The 16,811-nt window shown below is 71.9% G+C and carries 16 protein-coding genes; 13 read left to right on the top strand and 3 right to left on the bottom strand.

Annotation, left to right across the window (positions count from 1 at the left end):
* The first annotated feature begins 77 nt into the window (after window positions 1–77).
* Genes ACIHIX_RS15760 through ACIHIX_RS15770 form a run of 3 tightly spaced genes read left to right on the top strand, consistent with a single transcriptional unit; the run spans window position 78 to window position 2,643 of the window.
* Complete coding sequence (locus tag ACIHIX_RS15760) at window positions 78–1,277, top strand: sensor histidine kinase (protein ID WP_399955403.1); 1,200 nt, start codon at window positions 78–80, stop codon at window positions 1,275–1,277.
* Complete coding sequence (locus ACIHIX_RS15765; RefSeq protein ID WP_399955406.1) at window positions 1,274–1,954, top strand: response regulator; 681 nt, start codon at window positions 1,274–1,276, stop codon at window positions 1,952–1,954. Before ACIHIX_RS15760 ends, ACIHIX_RS15765 begins: the two co-directional genes overlap by 4 nt.
* Window positions 1,955–2,001: 47 nt before the next feature.
* Window positions 2,002–2,643: a class I SAM-dependent methyltransferase gene (locus ACIHIX_RS15770; RefSeq protein WP_399955409.1), complete on the top strand. Its 642-nt coding sequence runs from the start codon at window positions 2,002–2,004 to the stop codon at window positions 2,641–2,643.
* Here the strand turns inward: ACIHIX_RS15770 and ACIHIX_RS15775 are convergent.
* On the bottom strand, window positions 2,619–3,395 hold the full coding sequence (locus tag ACIHIX_RS15775; RefSeq protein ID WP_399955412.1) for a class I SAM-dependent methyltransferase: 777 nt from the start codon (window positions 3,393–3,395) through the stop codon (window positions 2,619–2,621). The genes ACIHIX_RS15770 and ACIHIX_RS15775 overlap by 25 nt on opposite strands.
* A gap of 23 nt (window positions 3,396–3,418) precedes the next feature.
* Window positions 3,419–4,345: a GNAT family N-acetyltransferase gene (locus ACIHIX_RS15780; protein WP_399955415.1), complete on the bottom strand. Its 927-nt coding sequence runs from the start codon at window positions 4,343–4,345 to the stop codon at window positions 3,419–3,421.
* Between the two features lie 322 nt (window positions 4,346–4,667).
* Between ACIHIX_RS15780 and ACIHIX_RS15785 the strand changes: the two genes are divergently transcribed.
* Window positions 4,668–5,825, top strand: a complete 1,158-nt coding sequence (locus ACIHIX_RS15785; RefSeq protein ID WP_399955418.1) for a methyltransferase — start codon at window positions 4,668–4,670, stop codon at window positions 5,823–5,825.
* Between the two features lie 40 nt (window positions 5,826–5,865).
* The gene (locus ACIHIX_RS15790) at window positions 5,866–7,554 is read left to right on the top strand and encodes a hypothetical protein (RefSeq protein WP_399955421.1); all 1,689 of its coding nucleotides are present in this window, start codon (window positions 5,866–5,868) and stop codon (window positions 7,552–7,554) included.
* A gap of 1 nt (window position 7,555) precedes the next feature.
* Here the strand turns inward: ACIHIX_RS15790 and ACIHIX_RS15795 are convergent, their stop codons facing one another.
* The gene (locus ACIHIX_RS15795; protein WP_399955424.1) at window positions 7,556–8,881 is read right to left on the bottom strand and encodes a hypothetical protein; all 1,326 of its coding nucleotides are present in this window, start codon (window positions 8,879–8,881) and stop codon (window positions 7,556–7,558) included.
* 128 nt (window positions 8,882–9,009) lie between these two features.
* Between ACIHIX_RS15795 and ACIHIX_RS15800 the strand changes: the two genes are divergently transcribed.
* The 8 genes from ACIHIX_RS15800 to ACIHIX_RS15835 all read left to right on the top strand — a co-directional run bounded on the left by ACIHIX_RS15800 (window position 9,010) and on the right by ACIHIX_RS15835 (window position 16,785).
* On the top strand, window positions 9,010–9,834 hold the full coding sequence (locus ACIHIX_RS15800; protein ID WP_399955427.1) for an SDR family NAD(P)-dependent oxidoreductase: 825 nt from the start codon (window positions 9,010–9,012) through the stop codon (window positions 9,832–9,834).
* A gap of 766 nt (window positions 9,835–10,600) precedes the next feature.
* Window positions 10,601–11,488: an amidohydrolase family protein gene (locus ACIHIX_RS15805; protein WP_399955630.1), complete on the top strand. Its 888-nt coding sequence runs from the start codon at window positions 10,601–10,603 to the stop codon at window positions 11,486–11,488.
* 108 nt (window positions 11,489–11,596) lie between these two features.
* The gene (locus ACIHIX_RS15810) at window positions 11,597–12,964 is read left to right on the top strand and encodes an FAD-binding oxidoreductase (protein WP_399955430.1); all 1,368 of its coding nucleotides are present in this window, start codon (window positions 11,597–11,599) and stop codon (window positions 12,962–12,964) included.
* A 14-nt stretch (window positions 12,965–12,978) separates the two neighbouring features.
* On the top strand, window positions 12,979–13,986 hold the full coding sequence (locus ACIHIX_RS15815; RefSeq protein ID WP_399955433.1) for an ABC transporter substrate-binding protein: 1,008 nt from the start codon (window positions 12,979–12,981) through the stop codon (window positions 13,984–13,986).
* A 5-nt stretch (window positions 13,987–13,991) separates the two neighbouring features.
* Window positions 13,992–14,759 carry an ABC transporter permease gene (locus ACIHIX_RS15820; protein ID WP_399955436.1) on the top strand — a complete coding sequence of 256 codons (768 nt, stop codon included), beginning with the start codon at window positions 13,992–13,994 and terminating at the stop codon, window positions 14,757–14,759.
* 6 nt (window positions 14,760–14,765) lie between these two features.
* The gene (locus ACIHIX_RS15825) at window positions 14,766–15,584 is read left to right on the top strand and encodes an ABC transporter permease (protein WP_399955439.1); all 819 of its coding nucleotides are present in this window, start codon (window positions 14,766–14,768) and stop codon (window positions 15,582–15,584) included.
* Window positions 15,581–16,375, top strand: a complete 795-nt coding sequence (locus ACIHIX_RS15830) for an ABC transporter ATP-binding protein (RefSeq protein WP_399955442.1) — start codon at window positions 15,581–15,583, stop codon at window positions 16,373–16,375. Before ACIHIX_RS15825 ends, ACIHIX_RS15830 begins: the two co-directional genes overlap by 4 nt.
* Window positions 16,372–16,785, top strand: coding sequence for a VOC family protein (locus ACIHIX_RS15835; protein ID WP_399955445.1), 414 nt, complete (start codon window positions 16,372–16,374; stop codon window positions 16,783–16,785). The genes ACIHIX_RS15830 and ACIHIX_RS15835 overlap by 4 nt, the downstream gene beginning before the upstream one ends.
* Window positions 16,786–16,811: the final 26 nt, after the last annotated feature.

Below are 16,811 nucleotides of genomic sequence, written 5' to 3' on the forward strand. Positions count from 1 at the left end.
GGCGTACGGGGAGTGCCGTCCACCGGCCGCCCGTGCGTCGGTCACCATGGACGCAGGCCTTTGATCCGGAGACACCGATGAGCACCCGCCCGCAGAGCCTCACCACGCGCCATCCCTGCGCCCTGGACGTCATGACGGGTCTGGCGCTGCTCGGCTGCGCGACCCTCGGCGCCTCGCTGAGCATTCCCGGCACCAGCCAGCCGAGCGACGACACGCCCGCGGTCGTCCTCGCGGCCGTCTCGTGTCTCGCCCTGCTCATGGCACGCGATCACCCGCGCACCGTCACCGCCGTCGTCACGGCCTGCACGATCGCCACCCTGGCCCAGGGCTACCTGCCCACGCCCCTGATCCTGGCCCCGCTCATGATGGCCCTGTACTGGGTGGCCGCCGGTACCCACGTGACGATCACTCGCGTGCTGGGCGTGGGGGCCACCGTCATGATCGTGATCACCGCCATCCTCGACCGGCCGACCACCGACATGCTGCTGCTGCGCAGCGTGGGCCCCGTCCTGTGGCTGCTGCTGCCCCTGGTCGGCGGCCGCAACGCCCGCCTGCGCGGCGCCTACCTGGAATCGGTGCAGTCCCGGGCCGTCCACGCCGAACGCACCCGGGAGGAGGAGGCACGGCTGCGGGTCGCCGAGGAACGGATGCGCATCGCCCGCGAGCTCCACGACGTCGTCGCCCACCACATGGCCGTCGCCAACGCCCAGGCGGGCACCGCCCGCCACCTCGCCCCCACCCAGCCCGAACAGGCGCAGAAGATCCTCGACGAGCTGACGGCCACCACCTCCGCCGCGCTCCTCGAACTGCGCGCGACCGTGGGCGTGCTGCGCCAGCCCGACGACCCCGACTCCCTGGAACCCGCCCCCGGACTGCACCGGCTCCCCGAGCTGATCGCCGCCTGCGAGTCCGCCGGCCTCACCGTGGCGGTCGCCACCGAGGGCGAGCCCCGGCCGCTGTCACCCGGCGTGGACCTGACCGCGTACCGGATCGTCCAGGAAGCCCTGACCAACGCCACCAAACACGCCTCCGACCACACCGCCCGCATCCGGCTCGCCTACTCCGACTCCCGGCTGCTCATCACGGTTTCCAACGAGGGCGCCGGCGTCGCCCCGCCGGTGCCGGGCGGCGGCTTCGGCCTGATGGGCATGCGCGAACGCGCCCACTCCGTCGGCGGCGACCTCCGGGCCGGCCCCCGCCCCGAGGGCGGCTTCGAAGTCACCACCGCCCTGCCCCTGCACTCCCACGTCACCGACGAACAAGGGACGACCCCGTGACCATCCGCGTCCTGCTCGCCGACGACCAGGCACTCCTGCGGGGCACCTTCCGGCTGCTGATCGACTCCTGTGCGGACATGGAGGTGGTCGGCGAGGCCGCCGACGGCAAGGAGGCGCTGGAACTCGCCCGGACGCACCGACCCGACGTGGTCCTCATGGACATCCGCATGCCCGGCACGGACGGCCTCGCCGCCACCGCCGCCATCTGCGAGGACCCCGACCTGGCCGGCACCCGTGTCCTCGTCCTGACCATGTTCGAGACCGAGGAGTACGTCGCCCGCGCCCTGCGCGTCGGTGCCAGCGGCTTCCTCGGCAAGTACGTCACCACCGACGCCCTGCTCGCCGGCATCCGTACCGTCGCCTCCGGCGAGGCCCTGCTCTCACCCGGCGCCACCCGGGCCCTCATCACCCGCTTCCTGAGCGCCCCGGCCCCCGGCAACTTCCTGGCGCCGCCCGAACGCCTGGCCGACCTGACCCCGCGGGAACGGGAGGTCACCGTGCTGGCCGCCGAGGGCCGGTCCAACGGGCAGATCGCGGACCACCTCGTCCTCAGCGTGCTGACCGTGCGCACCCACGTCCAGCGCGCCATGACCAAGCTAGGCGCCCGCGACCGCGCCCAACTGGTCGTCATCGCCTACCAGACCGGGCTGGTACGACCGACGTCGGGACCACGCTGACGCGGACCGCCCACTCGACTCGGAGGAGGGGATGCCATGCTGGCCGTATGGGTGATCACGCGCGGCACGACTCGGTTCGGCACAGCTACGACACCGTGGCCGAGGAGTACACGACCCGGCTGCACGCCGAGCTCGAAGGCAAGCCCCTCGACCGGGCGTTGCTCGCGGCGCTCCTCGAACAGACCGAACCGGGGTCGCCGGTGGGCGACTTGGGCTGCGGGCCCGGACATGTGGCGGCCTGGCTGGCGGAGAAGGGTGCGCGGACGGTCGGCATCGACCTGTCGGCGGGGATGGTCGAGGCGGGGCGCAGCCGGTTCCCGCAGGTGGAGTTCCGCCAGGGCGACCTGCTGGAACTGCCTGCCGAGGACGCCGAGTTCGGCTCCCTGGTCGCGCTCTACACCGTCATCCATCTCGAACCGGCCGAACTGCCGCGCGCCTTCGAGGAGATGGCGCGGGTGCTGCGCCCCGGTGGCCCGCTCCTTCTCTCCTTCCACATCGGCGAGGAGGTCCGGCACCTGGACGAGTGGTGGGGCCACTCCGTGGACGTCGACTTCCGCTTCCTCGACCCTGCCCATGTCGCGGGCCTGCTCGAAGCGGCGGGCCTCACGGTCGAGATGAAGCTGGAGCGCACGCACCACGCCCACGAGGCGGAGACCCGCCGTGCCTATGTGCTGGCCCGCCGCTCCTGACACGTCACGACCGGCTGGTAGAACCCCGTCGCCTCGGGCGCGTGCCACAGGACGTCGGCGAAGCCCGCCTCCGCGAGCAGCCGTGTGAGCACGGGTCGCGTCAACGCCCAGTAGGTGGTGGTACGCCGCCGGACCGTCCAGCTCTCGCCCGCGGGGATCATCTGGAAGTGCTCCAGGTCGTAGCGCTCACCGTCCTCGTGCCAGTGCCACAGCTGGAAGGTGATCACTCGGCCGTCCGGCGTCTGTCCGACCTGGGGCGGTGCGGAGGTGGGCCGAGTGCGGCGGAGCTCGTCGTAGTCCCGGAGCGTGAGCACCAGCAGCCCGCCGTCCCGCAGCACGCGCCGGATCTCGCCCAGCGCCGCCGAGACGTCCTGCGCGCAGAGCAGATGCGGCAGCGCGTTGTCGGCGCACACGACGACGTCGAAGACGGACGCCCCGAAGGGCAGCCGGCGCATGTCCGCGGCGGCCGTCGGAAGCCGGACGCCCCGCGAGGCCGCCTCGACCGTGGCGCGCGCGGCGGCGCGGGGGCTCAGGTCGCTGCCGACGACGTCGTACCCGGCCCCGGCCAGCCCGATCGCCTGCGTGCCGATGCCGCAGGAGCAGTCCAGGACGCGATGCGGCCCCGCCCCGAGGCGCCGCTGGAGCAGGGTGTCCAGGACGGCGGCCTGACGGGCCGTGCTCGCCTCCCAGTCCGCGAACATCAGGTGGTAGTCGGCGGCCAGGTCGTCGTAGAAGTCCCGGGTCGAGGACATGCGCACACCTTTCGCCGCCACCGTCAGATCAGCACCGCCTCCCAAGTATCGACCGCGTAGTGGAGGCTCAGCCCGTTGCGCCCGTACAGCTCTGGCGCCCCGGTCGCGTTCGCCGTGTCCACGCCCAGCCCCACGGTGTCCCGCCCCCGCGCGGCGAACGCGGCGAAAGCCTGGCGGAGCAGCAGCCCGCCCAGTCCCCTTCCGCGCGCCTCCCGCAGCACCCCGACGCTGCGGATCCACCCCATGGCCTCGCGGTCGTCCCGAGCGATCAGGAACCCGGCGTCCCCCCACTCCTCGGTGCCGACGAGCCACACCAGGGACCAGTCGAGGCGCTCGGCGTCGATGTCGTGCAGCCACTGGTCGTACGTACGCGGCTGGAAGTCGAAGTGCTCGGCGAAGGTGGACTGGTGGAGCAGATGGGCGCTTCGGCGATCCGCCTCGGCCGTGCAGGGGCGGAGACGCACGCCTCGGGGTGGTTCCGGCGTGTGGTCCTCGGCCCGGTCCAGGGGGCGTTGCAGCACGTGGTAGCGCCGTACGACGTACCAGCCGCGCTCGTCGAGGAGCGAAGTGTGCAGCGTGGGACGGGTGTTGAGATGCAGATGGACGACGGCCTTGGCGGCGCCGTTGCCCCGGGCCCTGGCGAGGGCCCTGATCTGTAGGGCGTCGAGGATCTGTGCCCCGGCCCGCTGGTGCTCGGGCAGGACGTAGTGGTCGACGTCGATCCGCTCGTTCCCGGAGTCGTCCCACAGCAGCCCGTACGCCACCAGCCGCTCCCCGTCGAAGGCCAGCCAGGAATCGTGCTCCAGGTCGACCTCGGGATGCCCCAGATCGGCCTCGACCGTGGCGAGATCGGTCTCCCGCCGGCCGATCTCGATCTCGTCGACGGCATTGAGCAGTTCGGTGATCGCGGGCGCGTCGGCGAGCCCGGCGTGGCGCTGAAGGTACGGCATGAGGGCCAGGGTCCTGGCGGCGGCGGGCGGTCGCAACGGGTTTTCGGCGGCCGGTGACCGACACGGTTTGCCCGGGCGCGGGACGCCGTGCGAGCCTCGTACGTCATCTCTCCGGAAGGACCCCTCGTGACACTCGGCATGGTTCTGGGCGACGCCTCCTCACGCGCTTCGACGCGGGAGTCACAGGAGTCGCGGGCGCCGCGGGAGGCGTAACCCTTCCCGCCCCCGATCTGCGAGCCCGTGCCGCGGTACGGGCCGCCCGTGCTGCTCCTCGTCGAAGTGCTCTTCGTGCCCCCGCACTTCGACCACGAGGAGTACCTCCGTGTCCACGATCCACTGGACCGAAGACCGCACCGCCCGATCCACCCGCTGGCACTCCGAGAGCGCCGCCCCACCGCCCCGCCGGATCGTCGTCGCCGACGACCGGACGAAGGCCGCCACCGCCTACCGACTCGTCTGCGAGGGCACGGCGTTGCTGTGGCGGGGCGACTTCCACCACGCACGTCACCTGCTGAGCGCGATGCGCCGCCGCGCCGACGGTCGACCGGCCCGGCCCGGCGACACCCCGCAGGAGTCCTTTCATCTGCACCGCCGGGCGCGCGGCCATCGCGCCCGGATCCTGGGCAGGCTGATCGTGCTGCTGGAGGACGACCACAGCCTGGACCTGCGCCGGGCCCCCGATGTACGCCGGGCGTGCGCCGAGGCGTACGGCCCGCCGGCCGGGTCCATGGCGGTCGCCCTGACCGAGCTGCTCGGAGTCATCGGCGCGCGGGAGTGGCGTGCGAAGGGCGTCGAGGTGCCGGCCCTCGGTGCCCGCGTCCACCCGCACTACGGGGTGTTCTCCCCGGTCAGGGGCGAGTACGTCGACCTCGTCGCACGGGCGCCGCTGCCCCCGGCCGTGCCCTGCCGGACCGCCTTCGACCTCGGCACGGGGACCGGGGTGCTCGCCGCCGTCCTGGCCGGGCGCGGTGTCGAACGCGTCGTGGCCACCGACATCGCGCCGCGCGCCCTGACCTGCGCCCGCGACAACGTGCGACGGCTGGGACTCACCGGGCGGGTCGACATCGTGGGCCCCGCCCTGTTCCCGCAGGGCCGCGCCGACCTCGTCGTGTGCAACCCGCCCTGGCTGCCGGCCCGGCCCACGTCCTCCGTCGAGCAGGGCGTGTACGACCCCGACGGCGCGATGCTGCACGGCTTCCTGGACGGCCTGGCGGACCACCTCGCCCCGGGCGGCGAGGGATGGCTCGTCCTCTCCGACCTCGCGGAGCATCTCGGTCTGCGGACCCGCGACGACCTGCTCACCGCCGTCGCGGCCGCGGGCCTGCGGGTGGTGGACCGGCTCGACACCCGGCCACGGCACCCCCGGTCGAGGGACACCACGGACCCGCTCCACGCCGCCAGGGCCGCGGAGGTCACCTCGCTGTGGCGCCTGGCCGTCCGTCCCTCCATGTCGGCGTGTCGGAGGCGAAATGCCCTGTAACGTCACGCGTCCAGGCCTGGCTCGCGCTCGGGGGAACCCCATGGACTACTACGATCTCGGCACCCACACCCGCACCGTGACCACCGCCTCGCCCGAGGCCCAACTCTGGTTCGACCGCGGGCTGGTGTGGACGTACGCCTTCCATCACGAGGAGGCCGTCAGATGCTTCCAGGCCGCCGCCGAGGCCGATCCCGACTGCGCCATGGCCCACTGGGGCATCGCGTACGCGCTCGGCCCCAACTACAACAAGCCGTGGGAGTTCTTCGACGGTGACGACCTCGCCCGGACCGTCGAGCGCACCCACGCCGCGGTGGAGCGGGCCCACGAGAAGGCGGCCACCGGCGCCACCCCCGTGGAGCGGGCCCTGATCGAAGCGCTGCGCGCCCGGTATCCGCAGGCGCACCCCGTGGCGGACTGCGCGGTGTGGAACGAGCCCTACGCCGACAGCATGCGCGCCGTCCATGAACTCGCCCCCGGCGACACCGACATCGCCGCGCTGTACGCCGACGCCCTGATGAACCTGACCCCTTGGCAGCTGTGGGACCTGGGGACCGGCGAACCGGCGGACGGCTCGCGCACCCTGACGGCCAAGGCGGTGCTCGACCGCGCGCTCGCCTCGGACGCCGGCGCACGGCATCCGGGCCTGCTGCATCTGTACATCCACCTGATGGAGATGTCCCCGACCCCGGAGGCGGCCCTGCCGGTCGCCGACCGGCTGCGCGGCCTGGTGCCCGACGCGGGACACCTCCAGCACATGCCGTCCCACCTGGACGTGCTGTGCGGCGACTACCGCAGGGTCGTGGCGGACAACAGCGCGGCCATCACCGCCGACGAGAAGTACCGGGCACGGGCCGGGGCCATGAACTTCTACACCCTGTACCGATCGCACAACTACCACTTCAAGATCTACGGCGCGATGTTCCTCGGCCAGTCCCGCGTCGCCCTGGAGACCGCCGCCGAGCTGGAGGCGTCGATCCCGGAGGACCTGCTGCGGGTGCCGAGCCCGCCCATGGCCGACTGGCTGGAGGGCTTCCTCGCCATGCGGGTCCATGCGCTGATCCGCTTCGGCCGCTGGTCCGACCTTCTCCGACTGCCGCTGCCCGCCGACCCGGAGCTGTACAGCGTGACCACCGCGATGCTCCACTACGCCCGAGGGGTCGCCCTGTCCGCCCTCGGCCGCCTCCCCGAGGCCGAGGCCGAACGCACCGTGTTCCGGGCGGCGGTGGCCCGAGTCCCCGAGACGCGCATGCTGTTCAACAACACCTGCGCCGACATCCTCGCCATCGCCTCCGCGATGCTCGACGGCGAACTCGCCTACCGCGAAGGCGACTTCGACACCGCCTTCATCGCGCTGGAGCGGTCGATCGCACTCGCCGACGCCCTGCCCTACGACGAGCCGTGGGGCTGGATGCAGCCCACCCGGCACGCCTACGGAGCCCTGCTCCTGGAACAGGGGCGGGTCGCGGAGGCCGAGGCGGTCTACCGCGCCGACCTGGGCCTGGACGACACACTGCCCCGCGCCGTGCAGCACCCCGGCAACGTCTGGGCGCTGCACGGCTTCCACGAGTGCCTGGTCCGGCTCGGCAAGGCGGGGGAGGCACGGATCGTCGCCCAGCAGCTGAAGATCGCGGTCGCGCTGGCGGACGTACCGATCGAGGCGTCCTGCTTCTGCCGGCTCGACGTGGTGTCGGGGAACGGAGAAGGGGGCGGGGACGGCTGCTGCGGGTGAGTCAGCGCGGTTCCCGTGCCAACGCCACCAGCTCCTCGTCCGTGAGCAGCCGTCCTTCCTCGGCCATCAACTCCTTCGCCCGGGCCAGCACGTCGTCCACCGTGGCACGGGTGGCCCGCGCACCCGCCTCGGTCAGCTTGTCGGCGAGTGTGTAGGGGCCGCTGTCGGGTGTGAAGGGGACGGTGCGCTCGTTGCCGACCAGTGCCGGTTCCAGGCAGTTGTGCAGCAGGGGGTCGACCTCGGTCTCCTGGGTGATGAGGTCCATGCCGCCCCAGCAGAAGGCGTGGGTGCCGGTGACCGGGTGGTTCCAGGCGGGGTGACAGCCCGTCAGGGCCTCGGCGGTGCGGGCGAGCTCGGTGAGCCGCTCGGTCTTGATGCCGGTCCTCACTCCGTACAACGCCTCGAAGGCGAGCGCGGTGGCCGCGAGGTCGGCGTTGCCCGGGCCGCCGCAGTAGCCGTTGACCGACAGTTCGACTGCCGAGGCGCCGGCGCGGACTGCGGCCACCGCACAGCCCACGGCGAGACCGAAGGTGTTGTGCGGATGCAGGCCCACCTCCACCTCCGGGGCGAACGCGCGGGTGCGGCGCACCAGATGGCCGTACGCCTCCGGGCTCATCGCACCCGGACCGTCGAAAAGGGTGAGCTCCGTGGCTCCGGCCGCGGCGAGCACGGTGACCGTCTCCTGGTGGCTCTCCTCGGTGGCGTACGACACCATCAGCAGCGGCACGACGACGTCGAGGCCGCGCTCGCGGGCGTACGACACGAGGCGCGCCGCGCGCGACAGTACGGCCGCCCGCTCGCGCGGGGTCGCATCGGTGCGCCACTCCTCGCCCCGCCAGGCCTGGGCGTAGACGGGCGCCTGGTAGATCACGGAGGTCTCCCCGAAGCCCTGCACCCACACCTGCACGGCGTCGTAACCCGCGGTGGCGGCACGGTCGATGTCGTCGGGGGAACGCATCAACGGGCACACGACCCGGCACCCGGGGTTCGCGCCCTTGACCAGCTCCACCTCCGACTTGAGGGCCGTTACGTCGCGTCCGCCGAGGCCCGCGGTGACCACCTCCGCCACCCCCGCGCCCACGAGTCGGCGCAGGAACTCCTCCTTCGCGGGCGTGGACGCGACGACACCCGGCAGCGTCTCCACCGAGCGCAGGGTCGCGTCGCGCAGCCGCACCGAGGTCGGCAGTGAACCGACCACGTCCGTACGGCGGTTGAGCGGGCTGACCGACCAGCGGCCCGGCTCGTAGGCGCCGGGAGCGCGGCGCGCGGCCAGCTCGGCACGGAAGCGGGCGATCTCGTCGGGCGTGAACACGAGGGGCTTGTCCATACCGACCATCCAACCTCTGTGTCGACACTAAAGGCAATACGCATGCATCTGGAGCCAAGATATTTACTTTCTGTCGACACCTGGCTAGAACTGTCGACAGTTTCGGCAGTCCGAGCGAGGGAGATCCCGTGAACCAAGACCTGTCCGAGCATCGGCAGGGCCGCCTGGCGGGCCGGATCGCCGTCATCGGCGGCGCCGGCAGCGTCGGCCCGGGCTGGGGCAACGGCCGCGCCACCGCCGTGATCTTCGCCCGGGAGGGCGCCACCGTCTTCCTGACCGACCGGGACAAGGACGCCCTGGAGGTCACCGCACGGCAGATCCGTGAGGAGGGCGGCACCGCCCGCACCGCGGTCCTCGACGTGACCGAACCCGAGGCGGTGGAGGCGTACTTCGCGCAGTGCGAGCGCGAGGCCGGGAGGATCGACGTTCTCGTCAACAACGTCGGCGGATCGCGTGCCGGCGGTGCCGTCGAACTGAGCCTGGCCGACTGGGAGAGCCAGCTGCGCACCAATCTGACCAGCGTCTTCCTGGCCTGCAAACACGTCATCCCCGTCATGCGGCGCGGCGGCGGAGGCGCCATCGTCAACACGGCGTCGGCCTCGGGGCTGCGCTGGACGGGCGCCGCGCAGGTGGCGTACGCGTCGGCCAAGGCCGCGGTCATCCAGCTGTCGAGGGTCACCGCCGTCGAGCACGCGCCCCACAACATCCGCGTCAACACGGTCGTGCCCGGCCAGCTGCACACCCCGATGGTCGAGGCGCGGCTCGCGCACCAGCGCGCGGACGGAGACGTCGACAAACTCCTCGCCCAGCGGCAGGCCCGTATCCCGCTCGGCTTCATGGGCGACGGCCGGGACACCGCGTACGCGGCGCTCTACCTCGCCTCCACCGAGGCCCGCTTCGTGACCGGCACGGAGATCGTCGTAGACGGCGGAATGACGGCCCGCTGTGACTGAACCGACCGCCCACACAACCGAGTCACAGCCGACGCCGGGTGACCCGCCTTCACGGACGCCCTTCGACCTGTCCCCGCAGGTGGAGCCCTCCTCGGACGGCTCGGCCCCGGGGGCGGGGCCATCGCCCGCCGCCCCGCCCCGGCAGCCCTCGCCCGGCAGCTCACCCCGCCGGTTGGGGCCTGCGCCTGGCGGCCCGTCTTCGCTGGGGGAGTCTGTGTCCGGGCGTCCGTCCCGGGAGGTGGGGGTTTCGCCCGGCTGTCAGTCCCGGCAGGTGGGGCCTGCGTCTGGTGGCCGCTCCCCGCAGGTGGGGCCTGCGTCTGGCGGCCCGTCTTCGCTGGTGGGGTCCTTGTCCGGGTGCCCGTCTTCGCTGGGGGAGTGCGTGTCCGGGTGTCCGTCTCCGGTGGTGGAGTGCGTGTCCAGGTGTCCGTCCCGGGAGGTGGGGGTTTCGCCCGGCTGTCAGTCCCGGCAGGTGGGGCCTGCGTCTGGCGGCCCGTCTTCGCTGGTGGGGTCCTTGTCCGGGTGCTCGTCTTCGCTGGGGGAGTGCGTGTCCGGGTGTCCGTCTTCGCTGGGGGAGTGCGTGTCCGGGTGTCCGTCCCGGCAGGTGGGGGTTTCGCCCGGCTGTCAGTCCCGGCAGGTGGGGCCTGCGTCTGGCGGCCGCTTCCCGCGGGTGGGGTCATCGCCCAGCAGCCCGTCTTCGCGGGTGGGGTCATCGCCCGGCAGTCCGTCTTCGCGGGTGGGGTCATCGCCCCGCAGCCCGTCCCCGCAGGTGGGGCCCTCGCTCGGTTGTCCGCCTCCGCATCCCGCCCCGCGCAGTCCGTCGCTCGCGCTCCCGCGCGGCAGTTGTGACGCCCACTGTCATGTCCTCGGGCCCGCCGACGTCTTCCCGTACGCCGTGGACCGCACCTTCACGCCGGTCGACGCGCCGAAGGGGCAACTGGCCGCCCTGCATGCTCACTTGGGGCTGGAGCGGGCCGTCGTCGTGCAGTCCTCCTGTCACGGGCACGATCATTCCGTGCTGGTGGACGCCCTGCTGGCCGGGGACGGTCGGCTGCGGGGCGTGGCGCTGATCGGTGAGAGCACCACGCGGGGCGAGATCGAGCGCCTGCACGAGGTCGGTGTCCGGGCGTTCCGGCTCAACTTCCTGCCCCATCTGCGGACTCCGCCCACCCGGGCCGAGATCGACTCGGTGCTGCAACGCGTCGACGGTCTCGACTGGGCCGTCCAACTCCACGTCACGGGACGGGAGATCGCGACCCTGGTGGACGTCGTGCGGGCTCTGCCGGGGCGAGTCGTCGTCGACCACATGGGCCGTGTCGACCCCGCCGACGACCAGGCTCTGCGCGGACTCCACGGCCTGCTGGACACCGGGCGGGTCTGGGTGAAGGTCAGCGGCGTCGACCGGATATCGCGTCAGGGCCCGCCGTACGACGACGCCGTGCGTCTGGCCGCCGCCCTGGTGGCTCGGGCGCCCGAGCGTGTGGTGTGGGGAACCGACTATCCGCACGTCAACATCGTCGGCGAAGCCCCCGACGACGGACTGCTCGTCGACCTCGTCGAGCGCATCGCCCCCGACCCCGCGCGGCTTCGGCGCCTGATGGTCGACAACCCGGCCGAACTCTTTGATTTCCCTCCCGTGCCTGAGGGCGGGCCATGAATCTACGAGTGTCGGCAGAGATGCCAGGTATTTCGCTGTCACATCCCTTGAAGCCCCAAAGTGTCGACAGTAGTGTCCCGACTCGAACCCCATGTGAGGAGAACGGCCATGCCTGAGCTGTCCCGGGACAGGCTCCTCCGTCGCGGCGAGCCGGCGTACGAACAGGCCCGTCTCGACGCCGTCTGGAACGCCCGCAAGCCCGACCGTCACCCCGAGGTCATCGTCCTCGCCCACAACGAGCGGGACGTCGTGTCGGCCGTACGACTCGCCCGCAGCGAACGCCTCCCGATCGGCATCCGCTCCGGCGGCCACAGCTGGGTCGGCAACGGCGTCCGCGACGGCGGCATGCTGCTGGACCTGTCACGACTCCAGGACATCACCGTCGACCCCACGACCCGCACGGCGACCGCACAGCCCGCGGTGAAGGGCCCGGCGCTCCTCGACCAACTCGCCCCGCACGGCCTGTTCCTCCCCACCGGTCATGCCCCGACCGTCGGTATCGGTGGCTTCATCCTCGGTGGCGGCTACGGCTGGAACTCCCGCCGCCTCGGCCCCGCCTGTCTCAGCATCCGCGCCGTGGACGTCGTCCTCGCCGACGGCACCCTGGTGCACGCCACCGACGACACCCACCCCGACCTCCTGTGGGCGGCCCGCGGAAGCGGCCCCGGCTTCTTCGGCGTCGTCACCCGCTTCCACCTCGACCTGCACGACCTGCCACGGCGCATCCTGCGCACCGCCCACACCTATCCGCTCGACCTCCTCGACGAGGTGCTGACCTGGTCGTACGACACTCTCGAACTGCTCCCACCCGCCGTCGAGTTCTCGGCGAAGGTGGGGTTCTCCCCGTGGCTCGACCGGCAGACCGTCTCCGTCACGGCCACGGCCTTCTGCGACACCGACGACAACCCGCTCGCCCCGCTGGAGGACGCGCCGTTCCGCGACCGGGCGATCCGGGAGCTGGTCGCGCAGGAGACCACCATGGCCGAGCTCTACGACTACGCCGACCGCATGACCCCGCCCGACCTGCGCTGGGCCCTCGACGGCATCTGGACCGACGAGCCGGTCGACAAGGTTCTCGACGCGGCCCGCCCGCTGTTCGACACCATCCCGGACACCACCAGTCATGTGCTGTGGATGCTGTGGGGCGGCCACCCCGAGCGCGCGAACGCCTGCTGGTCCAGCCAGGCCAAGCTCTACCTCTCGCCCAACGCCGGCTGGACCGACCCCGCCGAGGACCTCGCCCACGAGGACTGGGCGCACGGGCGACTCGCGGAGATCCAGCACCTGTCCAGGGGCCTTCAGTTCTCCGACAACAACCTCGCCGACCGCTTCGACCACGGACTCAGCCCGGCGAACGCCGTACGCCTGGAGGAGATCCGGGCCGCCTACGACCCCGAGGGACTGTTCCGGACCTATATGGCCCCGCGGGAATCCACCACCGCCTACGCCGCCGCGGGACACGCGCGGAACCACTGAAGGAGAGCCGTTCCATGGACACCACCAGAAACCCGCGGCGCCGCACCCTGCTCACCCTCACCGCCCTGGCCACCGTCGCCTCCCTCACCGCCACCGGCTGCGGCGGCGACTCCGCGACCGCCACCACGGCCGACGGCAAGGCCGAGGTGACCGTCCTGCGCTCCAACGGCGCCATCTTCGAGCCGCTCTACATCGCCCAGCAGCAGGGCTACTTCAAGGACGCCGGCCTCTCCGTCACCATCAAGGCGGGCGCCCAGGACACCTCGCAGAACGCTCCGTCCGTCCTCAACGGCGAGGCCCAGTTCGCCATGACGGACAGCTCCGGCTTCCTCAAGGGCGCCGCCCAGGACATGCCGATACGGATCGTCACCGGGCTCCAGTCGGCGACCACGAAGACCGACCCCACGGACGGTCTGCTGGTGAAGAAGGACAGCGAGATCAAGTCCTTCGCCGACCTGGAGGGCAGGACGGTCGGCATCTCCGCGCTCGGCGGCACCATCCAGTTCATCTGCGAGTACCTGGTCCAGAAGGCCGGCGGCGACCCGAAGAAGGTCAAGTTCGTCGCTCTGCCGACCACGTCGCTCACCGACGCCGCCACCTCCGGCAAGACCGACGCGGTCTTCTCCTTCGGCCCCTTCTACTTCGCCGGCCTCGACAGCGGACTGCGCTCCATCGGCAACGGCATGAACGACGTGCCCGGCATGGTCCAGGGCCTGCTCTTCTCCAGCCAGGAGTACCTGGCCGAGAACGAGGACACCGCGAAGAAGTTCATCGACGCCGTCGCCAAGGCCATCACCTACGCCAACGCCAACCCCGCTGCGGTGAAGGCGATCGACAAGAAGTACACCCAGGTCCCGGCCGACTTCATCGACGCCCACGACACCAACTACTACGACAAGACCCTCAACACGACCGTGATGCGCACCGTCATCACGAAGATGCACGCGTTCGATCTCCTCGACAAGGAGCCCGAGGACGACGCCCTCTACTGGGACCAGGCCCCCACCACGGCCGGGGAGTAGCGCTCATGGCCAAGGTACGGCTGCTGCAACTCGGCGCGCTGGTCGCCGTGTTGCTGCTGTGGGCGCTGATCGCCGCGGTCGGCGTGGTCAGTTCGACCGCGCTGCCGGGCCCGGCGTCGGTGGCCGCCGCCCTCGGTGACCTCCTCGGCAGCGGCGCCTTCTGGCAGGCGATGGGGGAGACCCTGCGCGGCGCGGTCACCGGACTCCTCGTGGCCATCGCCGTGGGCATCCCGGTGGGGCTGGTCACCGGCGTCTGTGCGGCGGCGGAGGAATCGTCCCGGCTGCTCATGGAGATCCTCCGCTCCTTCCCGGTGATCGCGCTCCTGCCGGTGTTCCTGCTGGTCCTCGGCTCGACCCCGGGCATGAAGGCGACGGTCGTCTTCATCGCCTGCGTCTTCCCGGTGCTGCTCCAGGCCCAGTACGGGGCGCGCAGCGTGAGCCAGGCCGTACACGAGACCGTGCGCGGCTACCGCATCCCCCGGATGCTGCGGATGCGCCGGGTCGTCCTGCCGGCCGCGGCCCCGTCCATCATGACGGGGCTGCGCCTCGCGGCGACCACCTCGGTGCTGGTCTCCATCGGCGTCGAGGTGCTCACCACGCTGCCCGGCATGGGCCACATGATCATGGAGTCCCAGCAGGCGGGCGCCTCCGCCAAGGCGTACGCCTACATCCTGACCGCCGGCGGCATCGGCTACACGATCACCCTGCTCGCCCAGACCGCGGAACGCCGCCTGCTGCGCTGGCGGCCGCCCGCCCACGCCGGAGAGGAGTAGCAGGCCATGCCATGGAAATCGATTCTGCGCCAACTGTGGCTGCCGGCCCTGGTGTTCGTCGTCCTCCTCGTCGCCACCGCGGGCAGCACCAGCTTCTACTTCCCGCCCCTCACCGAGGTCCTCGCCGCCCTGTGGCACGAACTCGCGCACGGCGGCCTCGTCGAGGACCTGCTGTTCAGCCTGCGCAACATCGTGCTCGGCCTCGCTCTCGCGACCGCGGTGGGGGTGGGAGCGGGGCTGGTCATCGGAGAGGTCCGCGCCCTGCGCCTGGCCACGGGCCCCCTGCTCGACTTCGCCCGCGCCACCCCCACCGTGGGCTTCGTGCCCGTCATCATCCTCACCCTGGGCATCGGCTCCGGACCGAAGGTCTTCCTGATCTTCCTCGGTTCCGTGTGGCCCATCCTGCTCAACACCATCAGCGGCGTACGGTCCATCGGCCCCGCCGTGCACGAGACCGCCCGCGGCTACCGCATCCCCTGGCCACTGAGGTTCCGCCGGGTGATCCTGCCGGGCGCCCTGCCCCAGATCCTCGCCGGCGTCCGCGTCGCCCTGTCCATCGCCGTCGTCCTCATGGTCGTCAGCGAGATCTACGGATCACCGATCGGGCTCGGCAACTTCATCCTCCAGAGCGGCTCCAGCTTCCACGTCGCCGAGACCTGGGCCGGAACCCTCCTGATCGGCATCGTCGGCTACGCCCTCAGCGTGCTGCTCCTGCTGGTCGAACACCGTCTCCTGGGCTGGTACCACCAGCGCGCCCCGCGTGAACGCGCCCCGCGGACGCCGCCCGCCACGAGTAGCGAGAAGAGCAACGGAGTCGTCGTATGACCCGCGGATCGAGCCTGTACGTCGAGGACCTCTCCATGAGCTTCGGGGCGCACCGGGTGCTGGACGGGCTGTCCCTGCGCGTGGACCCGGGGGAGGCGGTGTGCCTGGTCGGACCGTCCGGCGCGGGCAAGACCACGCTCCTGCGCTGCCTGGCCGGTCTCACCCCACCGACCGGGGGCCGGGTCCGCTACGGCGACCAGCCGCTCACCGCACCGCATGCCGACATCGCCGTGGTCTCCCAGGACTACCGCGGCTCCCTGCTGCCGTGGCTGCGCGTCTGGGACAACGTCGCCTTCCCGCTCCAGGGCCGGGGCGTGAAGAAGACGGTCCGCAGGCGCCGGGCGCTGGAGTGTCTGGAGGCGGTCGGCCTCCAGGACGTCGGCGAGAAGTACCCGTGGCAGCTGTCCGGCGGTATGCAGCAGCGGGTGGCGATCGCGCGCGGTCTGGCGTACGACGCCCCGGTGCTGCTGATGGACGAACCGTTCGGCTCGGTCGACGCCCAGTCCCGCTTCGACCTGGAGGACCTCACCCTGCAACTGCGCCGACGGCTCGGCATCACGGTCGTCGTGGTCACCCATGACATCGACGAGGCCGTCTACCTGGGCGACCGTGTCATCGTCCTCGGCGGGAAACCCACCGCCGTCCTCGACAACCTCGTCATCCCCCTCGGCGACGCCCGCGACCAGCTGACGACCCGGGCCGACCCCCGCTTCGCCGAACTCCGCACCCGGGTGCTCGCACGGATCCGCGGCGAGAAGGTGCCGGCCGGCCCGGAAGCGGCCCGCCAGTGAGGCTGGACCACATAGGGATCTCCGTCCCCGACCTGGAGGCCGCCACCCGCTGGTACCGCACCGCCCTGCACCTCACCGAGGAGCGCGCGTTCTCCGTCCCCGGCACCGGCCTGCGCGGTGTGATGCTCCGTCATGCCGGCGGTTACCGCGTTGAGTTGCTGCACCGGCCGGACGCCGAGCCGGGCCTGATGGCCGACGGCCCGCTGGAGGCGGCGGGCACGCTCGGCTACGGCCACCTGTGCCTGAGTGTCGACACCGCCGCCGAGGTCGACACCGAGTTCGCCCGGCTCGTCGCCGCGGGCGCGGCCGTACGGATGCGCCCGCGCCCGGCGCCCCGCCCGGACGCCCGTATGGCGTTCGTCGCCGACCCGTTCGGCAATCTCATCGAGCTGATCAACCGGGCCCCCTGACCGTCCGGTTCAGCTACCCCTCACCC

Source organism: Streptomyces sp. NPDC051913, from assembly GCF_044593635.1.
GTDB lineage: Bacteria > Actinomycetota > Actinomycetes > Streptomycetales > Streptomycetaceae > Streptomyces.

Coding starts and splice junctions, on each gene's coding strand:
- ACIHIX_RS15815 (WP_399955433.1), top strand. CDS start 12,979: ATGGACACCACCAGAAACCCGCGGCGCCGCACCCTGCTCACCCTCACC.
- ACIHIX_RS15795 (WP_399955424.1), bottom strand. CDS start 8,881: ATGGACAAGCCCCTCGTGTTCACGCCCGACGAGATCGCCCGCTTCCGT.
- ACIHIX_RS15780 (WP_399955415.1), bottom strand. CDS start 4,345: ATGCCGTACCTTCAGCGCCACGCCGGGCTCGCCGACGCGCCCGCGATC.
- ACIHIX_RS15760 (WP_399955403.1), top strand. CDS start 78: ATGAGCACCCGCCCGCAGAGCCTCACCACGCGCCATCCCTGCGCCCTG.
- ACIHIX_RS15770 (WP_399955409.1), top strand. CDS start 2,002: ATGGGTGATCACGCGCGGCACGACTCGGTTCGGCACAGCTACGACACC.
- ACIHIX_RS15820 (WP_399955436.1), top strand. CDS start 13,992: ATGGCCAAGGTACGGCTGCTGCAACTCGGCGCGCTGGTCGCCGTGTTG.
- ACIHIX_RS15810 (WP_399955430.1), top strand. CDS start 11,597: ATGCCTGAGCTGTCCCGGGACAGGCTCCTCCGTCGCGGCGAGCCGGCG.
- ACIHIX_RS15830 (WP_399955442.1), top strand. CDS start 15,581: ATGACCCGCGGATCGAGCCTGTACGTCGAGGACCTCTCCATGAGCTTC.
- ACIHIX_RS15825 (WP_399955439.1), top strand. CDS start 14,766: ATGCCATGGAAATCGATTCTGCGCCAACTGTGGCTGCCGGCCCTGGTG.
- ACIHIX_RS15775 (WP_399955412.1), bottom strand. CDS start 3,395: ATGTCCTCGACCCGGGACTTCTACGACGACCTGGCCGCCGACTACCAC.
- ACIHIX_RS15790 (WP_399955421.1), top strand. CDS start 5,866: ATGGACTACTACGATCTCGGCACCCACACCCGCACCGTGACCACCGCC.